18 protein-coding genes and 4 tRNA genes are annotated in these 19,195 nt (G+C 51.3%); 8 read left to right on the forward strand and 14 right to left on the reverse strand.

What is annotated here, in order from left to right; genetic code table 11:
* From tuf to murB, 8 genes are all read right to left on the reverse strand, one after another.
* A partial coding sequence (gene tuf / locus WCN91_RS09335) for an elongation factor Tu (protein WP_342678405.1) occupies positions 1 to 1,169 on the reverse strand: 1,169 nt, incomplete at its 3' end.
* Between the two features lie 137 nt (positions 1,170 to 1,306).
* Positions 1,307 to 1,382 (reverse strand) — tRNA-Thr (locus WCN91_RS09340).
* Positions 1,383 to 1,394: 12 nt separating this feature from the next.
* Positions 1,395 to 1,469, reverse strand: a tRNA-Gly gene (locus tag WCN91_RS09345).
* Positions 1,470 to 1,517: 48 nt separating this feature from the next.
* A tRNA-Tyr gene (locus WCN91_RS09350) sits at positions 1,518 to 1,602 on the reverse strand.
* A gap of 39 nt (positions 1,603 to 1,641) precedes the next feature.
* Positions 1,642 to 1,717: transfer RNA gene (locus WCN91_RS09355), tRNA-Thr, on the reverse strand.
* 126 nt (positions 1,718 to 1,843) lie between these two features.
* Positions 1,844 to 2,539 (reverse strand): type III pantothenate kinase, encoded by a 696-nt coding sequence (locus WCN91_RS09360; RefSeq protein WP_342678407.1) that lies wholly within the window; start codon positions 2,537 to 2,539, stop codon positions 1,844 to 1,846.
* A gap of 15 nt (positions 2,540 to 2,554) precedes the next feature.
* Complete coding sequence (gene birA, locus WCN91_RS09365; RefSeq protein WP_342678409.1) at positions 2,555 to 3,547, reverse strand: bifunctional biotin--[acetyl-CoA-carboxylase] ligase/biotin operon repressor BirA; 993 nt, start codon at positions 3,545 to 3,547, stop codon at positions 2,555 to 2,557.
* Complete coding sequence (gene murB / locus WCN91_RS09370; RefSeq protein WP_342678410.1) at positions 3,534 to 4,544, reverse strand: UDP-N-acetylmuramate dehydrogenase; 1,011 nt, start codon at positions 4,542 to 4,544, stop codon at positions 3,534 to 3,536. The genes birA and murB overlap by 14 nt, the downstream gene beginning before the upstream one ends.
* A 124-nt stretch (positions 4,545 to 4,668) precedes the next feature.
* Here murB and WCN91_RS09375 point away from each other — a divergent pair, with 124 nt between their 5' ends.
* Positions 4,669 to 6,507 carry a M1 family metallopeptidase gene (locus tag WCN91_RS09375; protein WP_342678411.1) on the forward strand — a complete coding sequence of 613 codons (1,839 nt, stop codon included), beginning with the start codon at positions 4,669 to 4,671 and terminating at the stop codon, positions 6,505 to 6,507.
* Positions 6,508 to 6,648: 141 nt separating this feature from the next.
* On the opposite strand, the gene WCN91_RS09380 is transcribed toward WCN91_RS09375, so the two are convergent.
* Positions 6,649 to 7,275 carry a DUF2057 family protein gene (locus WCN91_RS09380; RefSeq protein ID WP_342678412.1) on the reverse strand — a complete coding sequence of 209 codons (627 nt, stop codon included), beginning with the start codon at positions 7,273 to 7,275 and terminating at the stop codon, positions 6,649 to 6,651.
* A gap of 99 nt (positions 7,276 to 7,374) precedes the next feature.
* Here WCN91_RS09380 and WCN91_RS09385 point away from each other — a divergent pair, with 99 nt between their 5' ends.
* The 3 genes from WCN91_RS09385 to WCN91_RS09395 all read left to right on the forward strand — a co-directional run bounded on the left by WCN91_RS09385 (position 7,375) and on the right by WCN91_RS09395 (position 10,905).
* Positions 7,375 to 7,740, forward strand: a complete 366-nt coding sequence (locus tag WCN91_RS09385) for a histidine triad nucleotide-binding protein (RefSeq protein WP_342678414.1) — start codon at positions 7,375 to 7,377, stop codon at positions 7,738 to 7,740.
* 217 nt (positions 7,741 to 7,957) lie between these two features.
* The gene (locus WCN91_RS09390) at positions 7,958 to 8,614 is read left to right on the forward strand and encodes a helix-turn-helix transcriptional regulator (protein WP_342678416.1); all 657 of its coding nucleotides are present in this window, start codon (positions 7,958 to 7,960) and stop codon (positions 8,612 to 8,614) included.
* Between the two features lie 131 nt (positions 8,615 to 8,745).
* Complete coding sequence (locus tag WCN91_RS09395; RefSeq protein WP_342678418.1) at positions 8,746 to 10,905, forward strand: response regulator; 2,160 nt, start codon at positions 8,746 to 8,748, stop codon at positions 10,903 to 10,905.
* Between the two features lie 12 nt (positions 10,906 to 10,917).
* Here the strand turns inward: WCN91_RS09395 and WCN91_RS09400 are convergent, their stop codons facing one another.
* From WCN91_RS09400 to WCN91_RS09415, 4 genes are all read right to left on the reverse strand, one after another.
* On the reverse strand, positions 10,918 to 12,336 hold the full coding sequence (locus WCN91_RS09400; protein WP_342678420.1) for a mannose-1-phosphate guanylyltransferase/mannose-6-phosphate isomerase: 1,419 nt from the start codon (positions 12,334 to 12,336) through the stop codon (positions 10,918 to 10,920).
* An 82-nt stretch (positions 12,337 to 12,418) separates the two neighbouring features.
* A complete protein-coding gene (locus WCN91_RS09405) occupies positions 12,419 to 13,192 on the reverse strand; it encodes an amidohydrolase (RefSeq protein WP_342678422.1) in 774 nt (257 codons plus the stop codon).
* An 11-nt stretch (positions 13,193 to 13,203) separates the two neighbouring features.
* A complete protein-coding gene (locus WCN91_RS09410) occupies positions 13,204 to 13,446 on the reverse strand; it encodes a VF530 family protein (RefSeq protein WP_342678424.1) in 243 nt (80 codons plus the stop codon).
* Between the two features lie 62 nt (positions 13,447 to 13,508).
* Entirely contained in the window at positions 13,509 to 14,990 is a 1,482-nt protein-coding gene (locus tag WCN91_RS09415) for an FMN-binding glutamate synthase family protein (RefSeq protein ID WP_342678426.1), read from the reverse strand.
* A gap of 186 nt (positions 14,991 to 15,176) precedes the next feature.
* On the opposite strand from WCN91_RS09415, the gene WCN91_RS09420 reads away from it, so the two are divergent.
* The 3 genes from WCN91_RS09420 to WCN91_RS09430 all read left to right on the forward strand — a co-directional run bounded on the left by WCN91_RS09420 (position 15,177) and on the right by WCN91_RS09430 (position 17,518).
* A complete protein-coding gene (locus WCN91_RS09420; protein WP_342678428.1) occupies positions 15,177 to 15,875 on the forward strand; it encodes a pseudouridine synthase in 699 nt (232 codons plus the stop codon).
* A 61-nt stretch (positions 15,876 to 15,936) separates the two neighbouring features.
* Positions 15,937 to 16,314, forward strand: a complete 378-nt coding sequence (locus WCN91_RS09425; RefSeq protein ID WP_342678651.1) for a BlaI/MecI/CopY family transcriptional regulator — start codon at positions 15,937 to 15,939, stop codon at positions 16,312 to 16,314.
* Position 16,315: 1 nt separating this feature from the next.
* Positions 16,316 to 17,518 (forward strand): M56 family metallopeptidase, encoded by a 1,203-nt coding sequence (locus WCN91_RS09430; protein ID WP_342678430.1) that lies wholly within the window; start codon positions 16,316 to 16,318, stop codon positions 17,516 to 17,518.
* 80 nt (positions 17,519 to 17,598) lie between these two features.
* On the opposite strand, the gene WCN91_RS09435 is transcribed toward WCN91_RS09430, so the two are convergent.
* Entirely contained in the window at positions 17,599 to 17,982 is a 384-nt protein-coding gene (locus WCN91_RS09435; RefSeq protein WP_342678432.1) for an MAPEG family protein, read from the reverse strand.
* Between the two features lie 356 nt (positions 17,983 to 18,338).
* Between WCN91_RS09435 and WCN91_RS09440 the strand changes: the two genes are divergently transcribed.
* Complete coding sequence (locus tag WCN91_RS09440; RefSeq protein ID WP_342678433.1) at positions 18,339 to 19,193, forward strand: lipase family protein; 855 nt, start codon at positions 18,339 to 18,341, stop codon at positions 19,191 to 19,193.
* Positions 19,194 to 19,195: the final 2 nt, after the last annotated feature.

Below are 19,195 nucleotides of genomic sequence, written 5' to 3' on the forward strand. Positions count from 1 at the left end.
GCTACAACACCAGCACCTACTGTACGACCACCTTCACGGATCGCGAAACGTAGACCTTCGTCCATCGCGATTGGGCAGATTAGTTCAACAGTCATCTTGATGTTGTCGCCAGGCATTACCATTTCTACGCCGTCTGGTAGTTGGATGTCACCAGTTACGTCAGTTGTACGGAAGTAGAACTGTGGACGGTAGCCTTTGAAGAATGGCGTGTGACGGCCACCTTCGTCTTTAGAAAGTACGTATACTTCTGATTCGAACTTAGTGTGCGGCTTGATTGTACCAGGAGCTGCTAGTACTTGACCACGCTCAACTTCGTCACGCTTAGTACCACGTAGAAGGGCACCGATGTTCTCACCTGCACGACCTTCGTCTAGAAGCTTACGGAACATTTCAACACCTGTACAAGTTGTCTTCGTAGTTTCTTTGATACCTACGATTTCAACTTCGTCGTTCACGTTGATGATACCAGCTTCAACACGACCAGTTACAACTGTACCACGACCCTGGATTGAGAATACGTCTTCGATAGGCATGATGAATGGCTTATCGATGTCACGCTCTGGCTCTGGGATGTAAGTATCTAGGGCTTCTGCAAGCTCGATGATCTTGTCTTCCCACTCTTTCTCGCCTTCAAGCGCTTTAAGAGCTGAACCTTGGATTAGTGGTAGGTCGTCACCTGGGAAATCGTACTCAGAAAGAAGTTCACGAACTTCCATTTCTACTAGCTCTAGTAGCTCTTCGTCGTCAACCATGTCACATTTGTTCATGAATACGATGATGTAAGGTACACCAACCTGACGAGAAAGTAGGATGTGCTCACGAGTCTGAGGCATAGGGCCGTCAGTCGCAGCTACTACTAGGATAGCGCCGTCCATTTGAGCAGCACCAGTGATCATGTTTTTAACGTAGTCAGCGTGTCCAGGACAGTCAACGTGCGCGTAGTGGCGAGTTGGAGTGTCGTACTCAACGTGTGAAGTTGAGATGGTGATACCACGCTCACGCTCTTCTGGAGCGTTATCGATTGATGCGAAGTCTTTTGCTGTACCACCGTATACTTTTGCAAGTACGTTAGTGATTGCTGCAGTTAGAGTTGTTTTACCGTGGTCAACGTGGCCGATTGTACCAACGTTTACGTGCGGTTTTACGCGTTCAAACTTTTCTTTTGCCATGACGGAACCTATCAGTTTTTGTGTATCTAGATTACATATCAAACGATCGACAAAAAACGACGATCAATTCAATTCTTCATTATTGAATATTTTTTAGACAAATCAAAGGAAGTATTTCAGGACAGACAGGACTGGAGTGGTGCTGATAGGCAGATTTGAACTGCCGACCTCACCCTTACCAAGGGTGCGCTCTACCAACTGAGCTATATCAGCACACCAGAAAACTGGAGCGGGCAGCGGGAATCGAACCCGCATCATCAGCTTGGAAGGCTGAGGTAATAGCCATTATACGATGCCCGCTTTCTAGGAACCTGTTCTTAACTACCTCTAACCGTCAAGAATTTAGAGTGGTGGAGGGAGCTGGATTCGAACCAGCGAAGGCAGTGCCGTCAGATTTACAGTCTGATCCCTTTGGCCGCTCGGGAACCCCTCCACGCAAAATTCTTTCTAAAGCCTTTCCAAGATGAGGAAATGGTGCCGACTATCCGAGTCGAACGGATGACCTACTGATTACAAGTCAGTTGCTCTACCAACTGAGCTAAGTCGGCACTGCTTTAGTACGGGGCGAGATTCTAGAGTAAGGTTTATTGGGATGCAACTATAAAATCAAAAAAAGTTTAGGTTTGTGGTGCGAACGTTCATTATTCACCCAAAACAGAGCTTTTTTAAACAATTCACCCTTGTTTTTGCCACTGCCACAGGCCTTCGAAGACCAAATGGGGGCGATAAACACCTTGCCCCAGGTGTTGATGCAGAGCCAAACCATCACCGCCGGTGATCAATAATTGCACACCCTGCCCACGACAGTGATGGGCCAGCACATATTCGATGGCACCCAGCGCACCGATAAGGGCGCCATTTTTCACCGCTGCCGGGGTTGAACATCCGGGATCGGGACTAGCAACCAGGGTATCAAGGGTAAAAACCTTTTCGGCGCGGCTCACTATGCTGTGCTCACTCAAACTTAAACCGGGAAGAATATAGCCGCCAAGATGCTGATGAGCATCGTCGATTAGATCCAGGGTCAGCGCCGTGCCGGCGTCAACCACTAAGGTGCAGCCATTGGGGTTAGCACAGTAACCGGCGATCACCGCCAACCAGCGGTCGATGCCCAAAGTGGAATAATTGTCATAGGCACAGTTAAGTTGCTGCCACTTTGCCGCCACCTTGGCGCGACGCACTCCCACTCCCTGCGCTTCGGCTTCTTTTATTAATTCTGCTAAAGCGTCGGAATCGGCTACCGCAGAAATAACCACTTCTTCTATCTGGTCCCAGGGCACGGCCTTTGGCGTAATTGCCTGCAATTGTTCTGGGCCCGAGGCCAACATCATTTTAAGTGCCGTATTACCAGCATCGATTAATAGCTTCATAACTAACTTATAAACCTAACCCGTAGACTTAACACGCAAACTGATCTCGCCGCCAAAGTAACGTTTGCTTTGGCCATCGACGCGCAGCACCACGGCACCTTGCTCGTCGATGCCTTCACAGATGCCACGCCAGGTATTGGTGCCCGAGCTAAGCTCGACACATTGACCGCTGAAGGCATGCACCCTATTCCACTGCTGATACATACCCTGCAGACCGGTTTGGCGATATTGGGCCAGGCGCTTTTGTAAAAAGCAGGTGAGCACGGCCACCAACTGGTTTTTATCCAGCTCACCGGCGAACTCGTTGAGATCGCACCAGGGCTGGTCGATATGCTCTGCCGCCGCCTGCGGCATGGCAATATTGAGGCCTATGCCGATCACCAGATGACAAGGCCCCTCGGCGGTGCCATCGAGCTCCACCAACACGCCTGCCAACTTACGGCCATCGACCAGCACATCGTTCGGCCATTTTAGTTGCACTTCAAGATCATAAAGGGCCTTTAGACTGTCATAGACCGCCAGACCCACGGCAATGGATAAACCCATGGCCGCATGCATGCCATCGTCTAAGCGCCAGTAATAACTGTAATAAAGGTTGGCAGCAAAAGGGGATTGCCAGGTTCGGCCGCGCCGCCCTTTGCCCTTCTGCTGCATTTCTGCCACCAGCACACTGTTGTTGCTTGCCTCGGCACTTTGCACCCGGCGCATCAGTTCGCTGTTGGTGGAGTCGATAATGGGCTGTACTTCAAAATGACAACCGCTGCCGTCTAACTGTTCATAGGCCAGCTCGATATCCGTTTGCTTAAGCAGGCTCAAAGGCCGACTGAGGCGATAACCCTTGCCATTGACCTTGTAAATATCCAGCCCCATTTCCTGCAAGGAGGTAATATGCTTGGCCACGGCGGCACGGCTAATGCCTAGTTGCTCGCCCATGGCTTGCCCGGAAATAAACTCGCCCTTATTCAGGGCTTGCAATATGGCCAGCTTGTTACCGTCAGGCGCCTTCATGAGTAGCCCCTAAATGAATTTCTTGCAGCTCGCCCATCAAGCGCACCTCATGCTCTAGGTCAATGCCGAAACGCTGTGCTACCACGCTTTGAATATGCTTGATCATCTCCAGCAATTCTTCAGCCCGACCTGCACCGCGATTCACCAGCACCAGGGCCTGTTTGTCATGTACGGCGATATCGCCAATATGAAAGCCTTTTAGTCCAGCCTGCTCTATCAGCCAACCTGCGGCCACCTTTTGCTGCTCGGCATCGACGTCATAGCAAGGCAGTTGTGGATATTGCTCTTTTAAAGCGGCTACCTGAGGGCGCGGCAGTATGGGGTTTTTAAAGAAGCTGCCGCAATTGGCCAACACTTTAGGGTCTGGCAGTTTAGCCTGACGCACCGCCACCACCTCATCAAATACCTGACGTGGAATCGGACTCTCCAATTGTTGCAGTGGACCATAGCTTAAATTGGGCTGCCATTGTTTAGGTAAGCGCAGACCAACCTGGGTAATAATAAACTGGCCCTTTAGCTCATGTTTAAAGACGGAATCGCGATAACCAAAGCGGCATTGCTCATTACTGAGGCGCTGGGTTTCGCCACGGGCAATATGGTAGCCCTCAACATAGTCGACAAACTGCGCCAGTTCGACCCCATAGGCACCAATATTCTGCACCGGCGCGGCACCAAGATTGCCTGGAATAAGCGCCAGGTTTTCCAGCCCCGGCATATTCAAGGCCAAGGTGTTCTCCACCAGCGCATGCCAGTTTTCACCCGCCGCACAATGCAGCAACCAGCTTTGCGACAACTCCTCAATACGCACCCCTTTATTGGCGATCAAGATAACCGTACCTTGATAGGGAGTGGTAAAGATGGTGTTGCTACCCTCGCCGAGCACACAAAACGCTTGGGTGTAATCGAACTCGCGAAGCTGAGCTGGATCTGTGATGGTCACAAGCGTCTGACAGGGCACGTCCAGCGCAAAGGTATGATGGCGTTGTAATGCAGGCAAAGGAAACGTCTCTCTTGGCTATTTGCCCTAAGTGTACCCCAAGCCAGCCAACAGACATAGCTATCAGTCATTGACTATATCTGATATAACAAGCACTTCTTATTTCACCCGTTCTGAGGATGCTATGAAATTAAAACCTCTTGCTCTTGCCTTAGCGCTTGGCGGCGTAAGCCTGCACAGCCTGGCGGCCAGCGACGAGCACACCTATGCCAACCTAGACGATGTGGTCTCCACACACCTGTTTTTAGATCTTGATGTCGACTTCGACGACAAACAATTAGAAGGCTTCGTTGAGCATAGCCTGAACTGGAAAAATGCCGCGGCCCGTACTCTGGTACTGGATACCCGCGACCTTGAAGTTGACCGCGTGATCTACCAAGACACCCAAGGCAAATGGCACAAGGCAAAATTTGATTTAGCGGCTCGTGACGATGTGAAGGGTTCAAAACTAACCATTCGCTTTAAGCAGCAAGCTCCCAAGGTGCGTATTTATTACAACAGCTTGCCACAAGCATCTGGCCTGCAATGGCTGACGCCGGAGCAAACCGCCAGCAAAACTCAACCCTTTATGTACAGCCAGTCGCAGGCCATTCACGCCCGTAGCTGGATCCCAGTACAAGATACTCCGGCCATGCGCGTAACTTACAGCGCCCGTATCGAAACGCCGGAAAACGTGCGTGCGGTAATGAGTGCCGACAACACGGGTGCCTTTATCAAAGATGGCGACTACTTCTTCGATATGCCACAGGCCATTCCGCCTTATTTGATCGCCATCGGCGCCGGTAACCTGGAATACAAAGAAATGTCGCACCAGACCGCCATTTTTGCCGAACCGCAAATTCTTGATGCCTCGGTGGCCGAGTTTAACGACACTCAGGCGATGATAGATAAAACCGAAGTTATGTACGGCGAATACGCCTGGGGTCGCTACGACTTGCTGATGCTACCTCCTAGCTTCCCATTCGGCGGCATGGAAAACCCGCGTTTATCTTTTATAACCCCAACCGTAGTAGCTGGCGATAAGAGCCTGGTTAACCTGATCGCCCACGAACTGGCGCACTCTTGGTCCGGTAACCTGGTTACCAACGCTACCTGGGAAGATTTATGGCTGAATGAAGGTTTCACCTCTTATGTTGAAAACCGCATTATGGAAGAAGTATTCGGTCGTGAACGTGCAGTGATGGAGCAGTCTTTGGATGCTGCGGGCCTAGATGCCCAGCTAAAAGATATTCCGGCACCTGATACTCGCTTAAACCTGAAGCTGAACGGCCGCGATCCGGACGATGCCTTTAGCTCTGTGCCTTATACCAAGGGCCAGTTGTTCCTTATCTATCTGGAAGAAAAGTTTGGTCGCGATGTCTTTGACGAGTTCGTAAAGGGCTACTTTAAGGCCTATTCATTCCAGTCAGTGACCACGGCAAAATTTGAACGTTACCTGGAAGAAAACCTGATCAACAAACACCCAGGTGTGGTCAGTATGGAGAAGGTCAATGAGTGGATCCATCAGCCGGGCCTACCTGCCGATGCACCTCAGCCTACTTCGGATGTATTCGACAAGGTTGATGCAGAGACGCAAGCCTGGTTAGCCGGCAGCAAAAAAGCCAGCGAATTACCAACCGCCAACTGGACGGTACATGAGTGGTTGCACTTTATCAACAACCTGCCACGCGACCTGGCTGGCGAGAAGATGGTCGAGCTGGATACCCAGTTTAACCTGACCGCGTCAACCAATAAGGAAGTGGCCTTCGCCTGGTTTATGCTGGCAGTAGGTAACGGCTATGACGCCATTTACCCGGCGCTGGATAAGCACCTAAGTGGCATCGGCCGTCGTAAGTTAATCGTGCCTCTATACAAGGCGCTGATTAATAACAACAAGCGCGACTGGGCGTATGAAGTTTACCAAGGCGCTCGTCCGGGTTATCACCCACTGGCACAAGGTACAATCGACGCGTTATTTAACTAATAGCGATGTGCTAAGTAAGAAGGGTGCTTGATGCACCCTTTTTTATTGCCTAAAGGCAAATATACTTCCCTTGTCGACGCACAGCATCGACCTGCAAGGCTAAAGCCTCGCCCACAAAATTGACCTACAAAGCGCAGAGCATCACTGTTGCGACTGCACCTTTTGTAAAAACGCCTGGCGCTGAGCCGGCGTTGCCTGCTGCCACCAGAAATCTAACATGGCGGCGGCACTGACATTACCACCGGATTGAGGAGCGGGTGCAACTGCAGGCGCAGACTTGGTCGAAACAGCAGGGGCCGGTGCAATATTGGCCGGCACTAGGCTTGGCGCTGCCAGCACAGGCGCGGGCGCAGCAAGGCTAGGTGCGGCAGACTTTGGCATAGGCACTTCCAACTGCTGACCTTCGGCGCGCAAACGCACAACCGGGCTTTGCGCGAACAGCTTAGCGCCAGCGGCGGTGGCCGCCCGGTCGAACGTCACCTTATAATCCCGCCCGGCAGCAACTTCCAAGGTCACCCAAAAAGGTTCCGACTCGATTACCTCATGGTCATCAAAACCGCTTTCATAAAGGTCGCTGTATTTAAGCTTAAGACGATAGCTACCCGGAGCTAATTCCAGCTCATCGACAGTGTTGAAAATTGAATGTGAAATGGTTTTATCGCCCACCTGCAAGGGGATGATTTCGCTCGCAAAGGACACAGTTTCGGCATAAGCCGAAGGCGTTAGCAACAGAGCCAGCGCCGCAGCACTGGAGAGTTTTTTCCACATGAGGTACCTACCTTACATTTAAGCTTTGGTTCTCAGTTTGACACTTATGCTTTTCTTTGTCATTACTGACACTTGGACAATTAAACTAAGGAGCTCGCCGTGAGCACAGAGACCATTTTTACCAAAATTATCAATCGCGAGATCCCCGCCGACATCATTTATGAGGACGAACAAGCGCTGGCCTTTACCGATATTAATCCTCAGGCTCCCTTTCATGTATTGATTATCCCAAAAAGCCCAATAGCGACCATTAATGACGTGACTACGGAAAATGCCGCCCTTGTCGGCCACCTCTATGTGGTTGCGGCCAAGCTCGCCAAGGAGCACGGCTTTGCCGAAGATGGCTACCGCGTGGTGATGAATTGCAACGGCCACGGCGGACAAACCGTGTACCATATTCACCTCCATATGCTGGCCGGTAAAGCCATGGGCTGGCCTCCATACCAGGATAAGCTAAAAGTATAGGAATCATCATTTTATTAACTTATCCACATACTTTTTTCTGGCTGGATTAGGCGCATTTTGGCGCCTACTCTAGCCATTACGTAACCTATTATTTACAAATGTCGGATACAGAGGCATTAATCATCTTTTTTCACTATCAAATATAAACACCCTAATACAAAAGAAGTGAATGGCGTGTTAGGATGGTGCAAATGTTTTTCAATGAGCCAACCGCTAAATGAGTAAGACCGTATTTTTATTGCTTGAACAAGAGCCGATTAACCAAATTGGTACTAATGTTTTGGCACCATTACTACGCACCCAAGGGTTTGAAGTACAAAAAGGCACCGACGTATCTCAAGTGCAGCCCGATACGGCTTATTTATTTATTGAAACCTCCAACGACGACGCCTGGGGCCGCTTAAAACACCACCTTATCAATCTTAAGGTAGAGTGCGATATCGTCCTATTCAACCTGGATGAGAACCCGGAGCTGGCCAATCGTGCGCTATTAAGTGGTATTCGCGGCGTATTCTACACCTCGGACAACGCCGATGTGATGATGAAGGGCATACGCTTATTGCAAGAAAACCAATTATGGTATCGCCGTGATGTTATGTGTAACGTGCTTAATCGCATGTTGCATTTCAACAAGGACTCCTTGCACAAGCTCACCGAAGGCGATATCGAGCCGGTTAAACTAACCAAGCGTGAAAAAGCTATAGTTGGCCTAATGAGTAAAGGCGCTAAAAATAAAGAGATCGCCGAGCAGCTGAGCATCAGCCCGCATACGGTAAAAACGCACCTTTACAGCGCCTTCCGTAAAACCAAATGCCGTAACCGTATCGAGCTATTGTCCTGGGCTCAGACCAATATCCCCAACGAATTACGCTAATCTTCAAATCATCTTTGTCGGTGCTGTGCGCCGACAAAGGGCAAAGACCGATCTACAAGCCTTACACATAGCCAAACGGGGAATTTTCCGTATAGTAGAAAGCACATACCCATAATAAATACATATCACGGATGCTAGACACAGCGACCCTCTTCTATACCAGCGCCGCGGCCATCTTTGTAATGGCTCTGCTAAATTTGATTACCTGGCGCGCCAATCGTAACTTTGTCGGCATCGGCCTCTATGTGTGGTATCCGGTCTGTTTACTGGTGGGTATTATTATCTCCGCCATCGAAGCGCCGCAACAGCATGATAATCTAGTCACCCTGGCCAACTTTTTCTTTATTTGCGGCTCAGTGATCCATGTTTTGGCCATCAATCGCTTTCTCAACTATAACGGCCTGCTGACCTACTTCTTTATCTTTGTCAGCGCTGGTTTATTTTTCAGCTTTACCTACTTTATGTTTATCACCGTGGATATTTCCGCCCAGGTGCTGCTGATAGACCTGCATCGCTTTGTCGAAGCCGCCTGCCTGTTTTACATTATTAGCCGTTACGGCCGCAGCAAGTACCCCAGTGCCAGCCTGGTGTACCTGATCGCTCTCAGTATGTCGCTGCTGGTGTTTGCAGCCCGCTCCCTGATAATGACCCACAGCGATCACAGCGCCCAGTTTGAAAACGACTGGTTCAGCGCCGCACTGCTGGTCAAGGGCGTGCTTGCACCCATGCTGTTTGCCGCTGGGGTAGCGCTGTTTTGTAACGAGCGCCGCGAGCTTAACCTCAACCAATTAACGGCAAAAACCCAGAAGGATTTAGAGATCCGAGGCATGTTTTTATCCACCATTAGCCATGAGATCCGCACTCCTCTGAACGGCATACTCGGCAGCGCCCAGTTGATTATGAATCAGGCCAGCACACCCAAGCATAAACCCTATTGCGAGGCCATTATCAACTCCGCCGAATCCCTGACCCTGTTGATAGACAAGGTATTGGAATACGCCAGCCTGGAGCAAAGCGACGAGGCCCTGTATGAGGAAGATGTGGAGCTGCACACCTGGCTTAATAACCTCTGCCTACTGCTAAGCCCACTGGCTGAGCAAAAGGGTGTTAAGTTTGAGCTTAACTACAATCTGGCGAAGCAGGCCTGTTATTACTGCGACCACCAAAAGCTCAGACAAATCCTTATTAATCTGGTGGGCAATGCCATTAAATTTACCGATCAGGGTCAGGTCACATTGCAGGTCGACCTGCTCCATGGTGGCCAGGAAGAGCATACCCTGGGCTTTAGCGTTATCGACTCGGGGCCGGGCATAGAAGAAGATGAAATCCAGTATTTAACCGAACCTTATGTGCAAAGCAGCGCCGGTAAGCTCAAGGGTGGCTCAGGGCTGGGACTGGCGATCACCAGTCGTCTGCTTGCCCATCTTGGCAGCAAGTTACATATTACCAGCCGCCTGGGTGAGGGCAGCACCTTTAGCTTCGCCGTTAAGCTCACGGTCGGTGAGCTCAGCCTGGTGGAAAAACGCCCGAAGTCAGACAATTACCGCACCGGTTTAGATGTACTGTTGGTTGAGGATTTAGAGCTGAATCAGAAGATCGCCATTGAGTTTATGGCCGAGGATGAGCACAAGGTCAAACTGGCCACAGATGGCAGCAGCGCCATTGAGCTGCTGAAAAAGCACCATTTTGATGTGGTGCTCTTGGATATGAACCTGCCTGATTTCAATGGTCAGGAGGTGATCCGCAAACTTAAAAGCATGGATCATCGCAATCACCGCACCCCGATCCTGGCCTTTACCGCCAGTCTGAGCCCGGATGAGGTCAAGGAATACCTGGCGCTGGGCATTAAAGACATAGTCGGCAAGCCAATTAAGCAGGAAAAGCTAAGACAGGCACTCAGCGACTCGCAATCGAACCAGACCCCGAATATCAGCGTTGCCCTGAAGGACGTGCTCTACGATGAAACCGCCGCCGAGCTGATGGCCAACACCTTTGCCGAGCAAGAGCTGAGCTCCATTTACAATGAGTTTGTGCTTTCGGCGCGCAATAAGCTGCTACGCTGTCAGCAACTTGTGAGCAATGATAAGGAGCAGTGCATCAAACTGCTGCACCGCCAGGCCAGCACCGCCTTGCAGCTGGGTTTTAATCGCTATGGCATGGCGTTGAAAAAAATCGAACGTCGTCTGCTCGATGGTAAACCCATAGACGAGGGCTTGGCGGAAGGTCTCGAACTATGGCAGCAAAGCCTGGAACAATACCTTAAGTTTATGCGCAGCCAAACCCTGCGCTAGCAGCCCCGTGCTTTAACGGCCATAGTCATCGTCAAAGCGGATAATATCGTCTTCACCGAGATAATCGCCGCTTTGCACCTCGATGATGATCGCCGCCTTATTACCCACATTGGTCAGGCGATGGCGCTGCTGCGCCTGTATATAGATGGACTGGCCACCGCTTAGCCTGTGCACCTGCTGCTCCACCTGCACCAGCACCTCACCACTGACCACCACCCAATGCTCAGAGCGATGTTGATGCGCCTGTAAGGACAAACGCGCCTGCGTCTGCAATACAATGCGTTTAACCTTGTATTGCGCGCCCTCGTTGAGCACCTCGTAATGGCCCCAAGGACGGAAAGTTTGCCTGTGATAACGGCGCTGCTGCGGATGCTCGGCGGCCACCTTGGCCACCAGCTTAGGCATTTTATCCAGATGATCCTTGGCGGCCACTAAAATGGTGTCGCCACTGTGCACTATTACCGTGTCCTTAATACCCAAGGTTGCCACCAGATGCTGCTCATCGGCGGCGATCAAATTACCCTGGCTATAGGCGCAAACGGCGCTGCCGAGCACCAGGTTCTCATCCTGATCCCGACTGTGATATTGATAAAGCTGGGCAAAGCTGCCGAGATCAAACCATTGCAGCGGCAGCGGACAAAGCAACAGCTGCTCGCTGCGCTCAAGCAGCGCATAGTCCAGGGAATCCCCTTCCAGCTGCTGCCAGGCGCTTTCATCGACACGGGTAAAATCCAGATCGTTGCTAAATTTTGCGGCGCTACGAACATGCGCCCATAACATCGGCCTATGCTTTTGAAACTGTTCGATAAAAACGCCACAACCGGCGAGCAACATGCCCGAATTCCAATAATATTGCCCTTGCTCGAGATAATACTCGGCGGTGGCCCTGTCCGGCTTTTCAGTAAAGCCGACAACCTTAAATAAGCCTTCGACACCCTGCTCGGCGCAGCCATAACTGCTGCCCTGCTGAATATAGCCAAAGCCAGTTTGCGGCTCGGTGGGGGTGATGCCAAATAAGATAAGATGCTGCCGCGCTATGGCGTCAAGCTCGCTGAGTTTGTCGCTAAGAAGTTCAAAGTTGGCAATGGCATGATCGGCAGGCGCGAAAAACAGGCTGGCATCCGGCTGATGTTGCTGCGCCCACAACGCCGCCAAGGCCGCAGCCGGTGCGGTATTTTTCCCAGCGGGCTCGAGAATAATGGCGCTGGCGCGCATATCTATTTCCAGCAACTGCTGCGCCACCATAAAGCGGTGATCGGCACTGCAGATCACCAAAGGAGCCAGACAGCCCTGCTGACGAAAACGCAAAGCCGTTTGCTGAAGTAAGGAATGCTCGCCGTTAAGGCGCAAAAACTGCTTGGGGCGATCCTGACGCGAAAGCGGCCATAACCGGGTGCCGCCGCCACCGGCGAGAAGTACGGGTAAAATCAAGATAGGGCTCGGGTTCGCTAACTAATATCAGCAGTATACCACCGCCGAGCATCTCCTGCCGATGCCCTACAAGACACTGTATTTAATCGGCGTGTAAGTCAAAGTCGTCCGCATCCTGCCAGGCGGGAAAGGCCTGGCGGTACTGCTCTAACGCGCGTTTATCCAGAGTCATAGTGAGGACTTGTGGCTGATCATCTGTGGCCTGAGCCAGGGGCTCGCCGCTAAAGTCATAGACGGCGGTACCACCATTATGCGCTATGCCGTAACCATCATCGCCGATGCGATTAACCGCCAACACATAACATTGATTTTCAATGGCGCGAGCGCGCAGCAAGGTATCCCAGGCACCGCGCCGTGCCGCCGGCCAATTGGCGATATTGATCATTACCTCATAGTCGTTGCGATTGCGGGCAAACACGGGAAAACGCAAGTCGTAACAGATCTGCGGCAAGATACGCAGACCCTTTAAGGTAAAAATGACTCTTTGCTTACCAGGCTCGAGATACTTTCCTTCTTGCCCCAGACAAAACAGGTGCCGCTTATCATAATGCTGCTCCGAACCGTCGGGAGACACCCAGTACAGGCGGTTAAATTTTTGCCCTTGCTCGGCGACTACCACACTGGCACACATAACCGCCCGATGACGCTGCGCCTGCTCTTTAAGCCAATCCAGGATCCGCTCGGCCGCCAGATGCACCTGGCTATCGGCCACGGCGAATCCGGTGGCAAAGGTTTCCGCCAAGACAATTAAATCGACATCGCCGATGGACTCAAGGCGCGCACTTAACTGAGCAAGATTGGTATCGGCATCGAGCCAACGAATGTCGTGCTGAATCAGGGCAACGCTAAGACTCATGGGCTTGGTTCCTATAACCCGGCGTTATAGGGCCAGGTACAAAAGGTTTTGATATACAACTGCTCGACCTGCTCTCGCGCCCAGGGAGTACGGCGCAAAAATTTCAGCGACGATTTCACCGAGGGGTCTTTCTTAAAGCAATTGATGTTAATTTGCTGCGCCAGCTCGGCCCAGCCATAATGCTCTTCCAGGCGCGTAACGATTTGCTCCAGCTTAACGCCGTGCAGCGGATTCTTGGGTTGTTCTTGGTGCATTAAAATGCCTCGTAACCAGTAATACCCGCAGTTTAACCCAGTTGGCAATCGCTCGCCATGCACTACTTGTACATGGAGTACATTTCATCCAGGGTTTGCGACAAACCATCCTCCTGCACCACGCGCACATGCTTGCGGTTAAGGCCGCGAATATTATCGACCCCACAGGAGTGAGCGATAAGACCAATACCATAGTGAATATACTTGTTGTAGTTGGCCACCCGCTGGGTTTTGTCCACCACGTCCAAGCCCTTCATTAATTTAGGGTTATGCGTGGTAATACCGGTCGGGCAGGTGTCTTTATTACACTGCAGAGCCTGAATACAGCCGAGCGAAAACATATGTCCACGGGCGGAAACCACAAAGTCGGCGCCCAGCGCCACCGCCCAGGCCACCTTGGAAGGCACTATCAACTTGCCCGAGGCGACAATGCGAATGCGTTTGCGTAAATCGTGACGCTCAAGCAGGTTTACCACCCAGGGCAGGCTTTCTTTTAGCGGCAAGCCAACCGAGTCCAAAAGTGGCTGGGGCGCCGCGCCTGTACCGCCATCGGCACTGTCTATGGTAATAAAATCGGGGGCCGACTCCTGACCGCGCCTATTAATTTCCGTGGCCAGCTCTTCCAGCCAGGAGGTTTCACCAATTACCGCCTTAAAGCCGGTGGGCTTGCCGGTCACATTGCGCACATGGGCTATCATATCGAGCAGATCGCCCACGCTCTTTATTTCCGAGTGACCATTGGGGCTGATGGAGTCCTTGCCCTCGGGAATACCACGGATCTGAGCGATTTCCGCATTCACCTTAACCCCGGGCAACATGCCGCCCTTGCCCGGCTTAGCGCCCTGGCTCATTTTAATTTCGAACATTTTGACCTGTTCATGGGCGGCGATTTCCTTGAGCTTGGCATCGCTTAATTTGCCATGCTCATCGCGCACCCCATATTTGGCGGTGCCGATTTGAAAAACGATATCGGCGCCACCCTCAAGGTGGTACGGGCTTAAGCCCCCCTCACCTGTATTCATCCAACACTCGGCCTGACGGGCGCCACGAGAGAGCGCCAACACGGCACGTTTGGACAGGGCGCCATAGCTCATGCCGGAAATATTAAAGACCTTTTTCGCTTGATAAGGATAAGGGCATTGCTCGCCTATGGTCACAGGCTCTGGCTCAATGGCGTCTTCTTCCTGGGTCGGAGAAGCGGTATTCATAAACATTATGGTGCCTGTGTGATCCAGGCTTTGAGTGGAGCCAAAGGCAGAGGTGCGGTCAACATTCTTGGCCGCCTTATACACCCAACTGCGTTCGGCGCGATTAAAGGGCATTTCTTCGCGGTCCATGGCGAAAAAGTATTGACGGAAAAATTCGCCCTGACGCTCGAAAAAGTATCGAAAACGGCCGATCACCGGATAATTTCGGCGTATCGCATGCTTATTTTGATTGATATCGACAAAATAATAGTAGAGCACCAGCAGCACTAAAAAGCCGATAAAGAGTAAAAAGACACTGCTTAGCAGGTTGATGGCATGGATCACAAACTCACTCATGGTTATACACTTTTTCTATCCCTAATAAAGCTCAGATTTACATAAGATTAGTCAATTGACCAGCATAAAAGTAAGGTTATTTATGTGCTTACACAATTACTTAAACCAAGCCCTTGGTACCGGCCCTTGCGGCATTCGGTCAAGCATCATGCTAATATGCTGGCATCTGTATTTCCTTGATTTGTTATGTCCGCCACTATTCGTCTTGCCAAATATTTATCCCATGCCGGTGTCTGCTCCCGCCGCGGTGCTTCGCGCCTAATTGATGCAGGCAGGGTGACGGTCAATGGCCGCGCCGCCAATCATATCGACCATGTCAGTGACCAGGATGAGATATACCTTGATGGTCAGCGTATTGATGGACTGGCGCCCAAACTGTATTACGCCTACCACAAGCCGGTGGGCATAGACTGTAAGCTAAGGGCCGAAGACCCAAGCAGCCTGATCCATCACTTACCGCCCGAGCAACGCACCTACCCCATTGGCCGACTAGACAAGGACTCCCGTGGCCTGCTGATCCTCACCAATGATGGCGAACTTTGTAATCTACTGGCCCATCCGGATCACAGCCATGAAAAAGAGTACTGGGTCGAGGTGGACAAACCCTTGGACGAAGCGTTTTTTACCCGCATGAGTGCAGGTGTGCCAGTGGATGGCATACTCACCAAACCTTGTGTTTGCACGGCGCTGTCGCCCACTCGTTTTAAAATCATCCTCACCCAGGGGCTCAATCGGCAGATCCGTAAAATGGCCCGTTATTGCGGCTACCGCGTGGTCGATTTACTGCGCGTGCGCATCGGCCAACTGCATCTGGATCCAACGCGCTTAGCCGAAAATCAATTTACCGAGCTCACACTCGAAGAAGTGAAATTGTTGAAAAAATAGCTTGATCATTTTGACTACAAGTGTAATCTCAGATCCAGGGATTACATTTGTGAGCAAAATTATGATCGAGTTATCCAAAGCAGAGTTTGAGGTCATGGAAGCGCTGTGGCAGGGCCATCCGGCAAAGTCGAGTGAAATTATCGAGCGCCTCAGCGATGACACCCAATGGCATGACAAAACCATCAAGACCTTACTGGGTCGCCTCGTTAAGAAACAAGCGGTGAGTTTTGAAAAGCAAGGTCGCCTCTACCAATACAGCCCCACCATAGGCCGCGACGATTACACTCTTAAACAGAGCAAGAATCTGATCCAGCGTTTCTTCAGTGGTCGCATTGCGCCTCTGGTCAGTGGCTTTGCCAAAACCGAGCAGCTGTCACAGCAAGATATCAACGAACTCAAAGCCGTTATTAAAGAATGGGAAGACCAACAAGGAAAGTAATATGTTGTCATGGCTTATTTCGCAACAGGCACTGCTGTGCATCTTATTCGCCGCCTTAATTATCGCGGAGCATTATGCCCTTAAGGCACTGAGTGCGCGCTTTATCTATGGCCTTTGGTTGTTGCTCCCGGCGCTACTGCTGGTGCAAAGCATAGAGCTAAAAAATACTGTGGCTGCTCCGGCCATGATTGGCCAGTATGTGGTGACACCCTTGCGCCAGGCAAGTGCCGAGATAAGCATTAGCTGGGAGCTGGCCTATTGGCTTATTGCCGCCGCCTTGTTCGCCCTGGTTGCCTACCAACACCTGGTATTTCAGCGCCGCCTGAACGCCGCCCCTCTCGATAACCAGCTGCCGGGACAGGCAGGCAATGCGACTCTGTATCACAGCAAGGCGATCAGCTCACCCATGGTGGTTGGCTTCTTTAACCCGCGCATTGTAATGCCGCAGCGTTTACTGCAAGACGTCGATGCCTCAGCCCTCACCCTGATGCTCGAACATGAGCAGGTGCATCTGGAGCGCCGCGATAATGTCATCAACCTAATTGCCCTGAGCGCCGCCATTTTAATCTGGTTTAATCCCTTGGGCTGGGTGGCTTATTTCAGCCTTAGACGCATTCAAGAGCTGGCCTGTGACGAGCGGGTGCTAGCCGATAAATCCGCCGCACAGCGTTTGCAGTACGGCAAATCCATGGTCAAGTGCGCCAGCCAGTCACGGCTGCATAGCTTGGCTTATGCTTACTACGGAGATAAAAACATGATGTTACAACGCCTATACAATATGCAATCGGCCAATAAGGGCTATGTCCTGGCCAAGGTGCTGGCCCTGCTTATTACCCTGGGAAGTTTCACCCTAGTTGCCGGCACTGGGGCTGGTGAAGGCCATAAGCAAAAATCAGCGAGTCAGCCAAAACCCGTGATGCGTATTGAGCCCATTTACCCTAAAGAAGCAGCGGAGCAAAAAATTTCCGGTTCTGTGGTTTTACGATTCCAAGTTGACGAGGAAGGCACTGTTCGCAATGTGGTGGTGGTGCAGTCTCAACCGGCCAAGGTATTTGATAAAGAAGCGGTGCGCGCGCTGCAACAATGGCGCTATGAGCCTTACGCATTTCCACAAGAGGAACACCTAGTACAACTGGATTTCGCACTCAGCGCAGATGTGCAACTCCCTGATTTAACAGAGCGTATTAATGTAAAATCACATTAATACGCGACTACCAAGAGTATAAAGCAAGCCCCTTAATTAAGGTGCTTGCTTTGTGTTTTTTTGCGATACGCCGGTCAACGTTAAATGCTCAGGGCTATCATGGCCAAGGGGCAGGCCAGGGACAGGGCCCAGATCAGCGAACGAGCCAGATGCCAGTTATACCAATAACACAGGCAGTAAAGCACACGGGCAAGCAAATAGGTAATGGCCAGGGTATCGATCACAGCCCCCGAGGTGTTGGTGCCCAGCACCACGGCCAAGGCCACGGCGAATACAATCAGGGATTCAAAACTGTTTTGATGTGCCGCCAGGGCGCGGGCGCCAAATCCAGTTAAGGCCTGCTGTTGTGCCCTTGGGTGACGGTTATCATAGCCGCCGCTTTGTTGCTGAGCCCAGGCCAAAGGGGCTTTAGCGAGGAAAGGAATTAAACACGCCAAGAGCGCGCAGATCACTAAGGTGCTCATGCTTGATCCTTATTTTTGTTGTTATTTTGCCATTGTGCGCCGCTTTGCAATCAAGCTCAATAGGCAAATTGAGAGCAAAAAAATGGCCAGCATGACTGGCCCATCTTCCACTCACAATGAGTAACATCACAGCCATTATAAATAAAAAACAGCCATTGTCGCTGTGGCAAATTGTCGCACCAGCCCATTAATTATTGCACTTCAATCATCAAAAACATAACAGCATCAAGGAATTAAGACAGCAAGGTTAAATTTTTGTAAAGCTTTTCTTGCGTTAGTACCTGTTTAGTCTATTTTCTGATCGGAGGTCACTCCTCCAACCTGACAGATAAAAATAGCAATCAACAGGAAGGCACATGAAAACAAAACTACTCATACTGGCAATCGCACTGGGCTTAAGCCAGGGCGCTATGGCCGCGCAAGGAGTCGCATTTATCCACGGCACTGGCCATCAAACCGACGCCTATAATGATTACTGGACCGGCAGCTTCGTCAACACGGTGCGCCAGGGTCTACGTAAAACCAGCAACTACACCGTCATTAATTGTGACTTTGAACAGTATATGTGGGCCGACGGCGCCGCAGGCTGTTTGGCAACCCAGCTCACCAGCTTTATCAAGAATAATAAGATCACCAAGCTGACGCTTATCACCCACTCCAATGGGGGCAACGTGGTGCGCTGGATTTTATCCAACCCCACCTGGGATAGCCGCTACCCGAACATAATTAACAAGGTCACCCACACCATAGCCCTAGCGCCTTCCAGCGGCGGTACGCCTTTGGCCGACGCGGTGGTGGCCGGTAATTCATTTGAACAGAGTCTTGGCTGGCTGTTGGGCTACGCCAATGACGCGGTCAAACAGCAGCAGGTCTCCTGGATGGCGTCTTACAACGCCCAATGGCTCTACGGCACCCCGAACCGCCCCAGCCTGCCTTCGCATTTTGAAAGCGTGGTCGGCAGCGATGTGGACTCGGCTATCTGGGATAGCGATAGCTATTGCGGCGGTTACCAGAATCAGGTGGCGCTGGAAGTCACCCAGAACTGGTTAGACAGCTGCTCCGACGGTTTCTTAAATTGCAGCTCGCAATCCATGGCCGGTGTAATCTGGTTTACCGATAAATCACGCACTCAGGGTCGTGAGCCACTGAGTCACCAACAAAGCCGCCGTGACTGTTTCGGCCTTGGCGACATGCTGAAGAACCGTATCTAGGA

The sequence above is a fragment of the Pseudoalteromonas qingdaonensis genome (genome assembly GCF_038739665.1).
GTDB lineage: Bacteria > Pseudomonadota > Gammaproteobacteria > Enterobacterales > Alteromonadaceae > Pseudoalteromonas > Pseudoalteromonas qingdaonensis.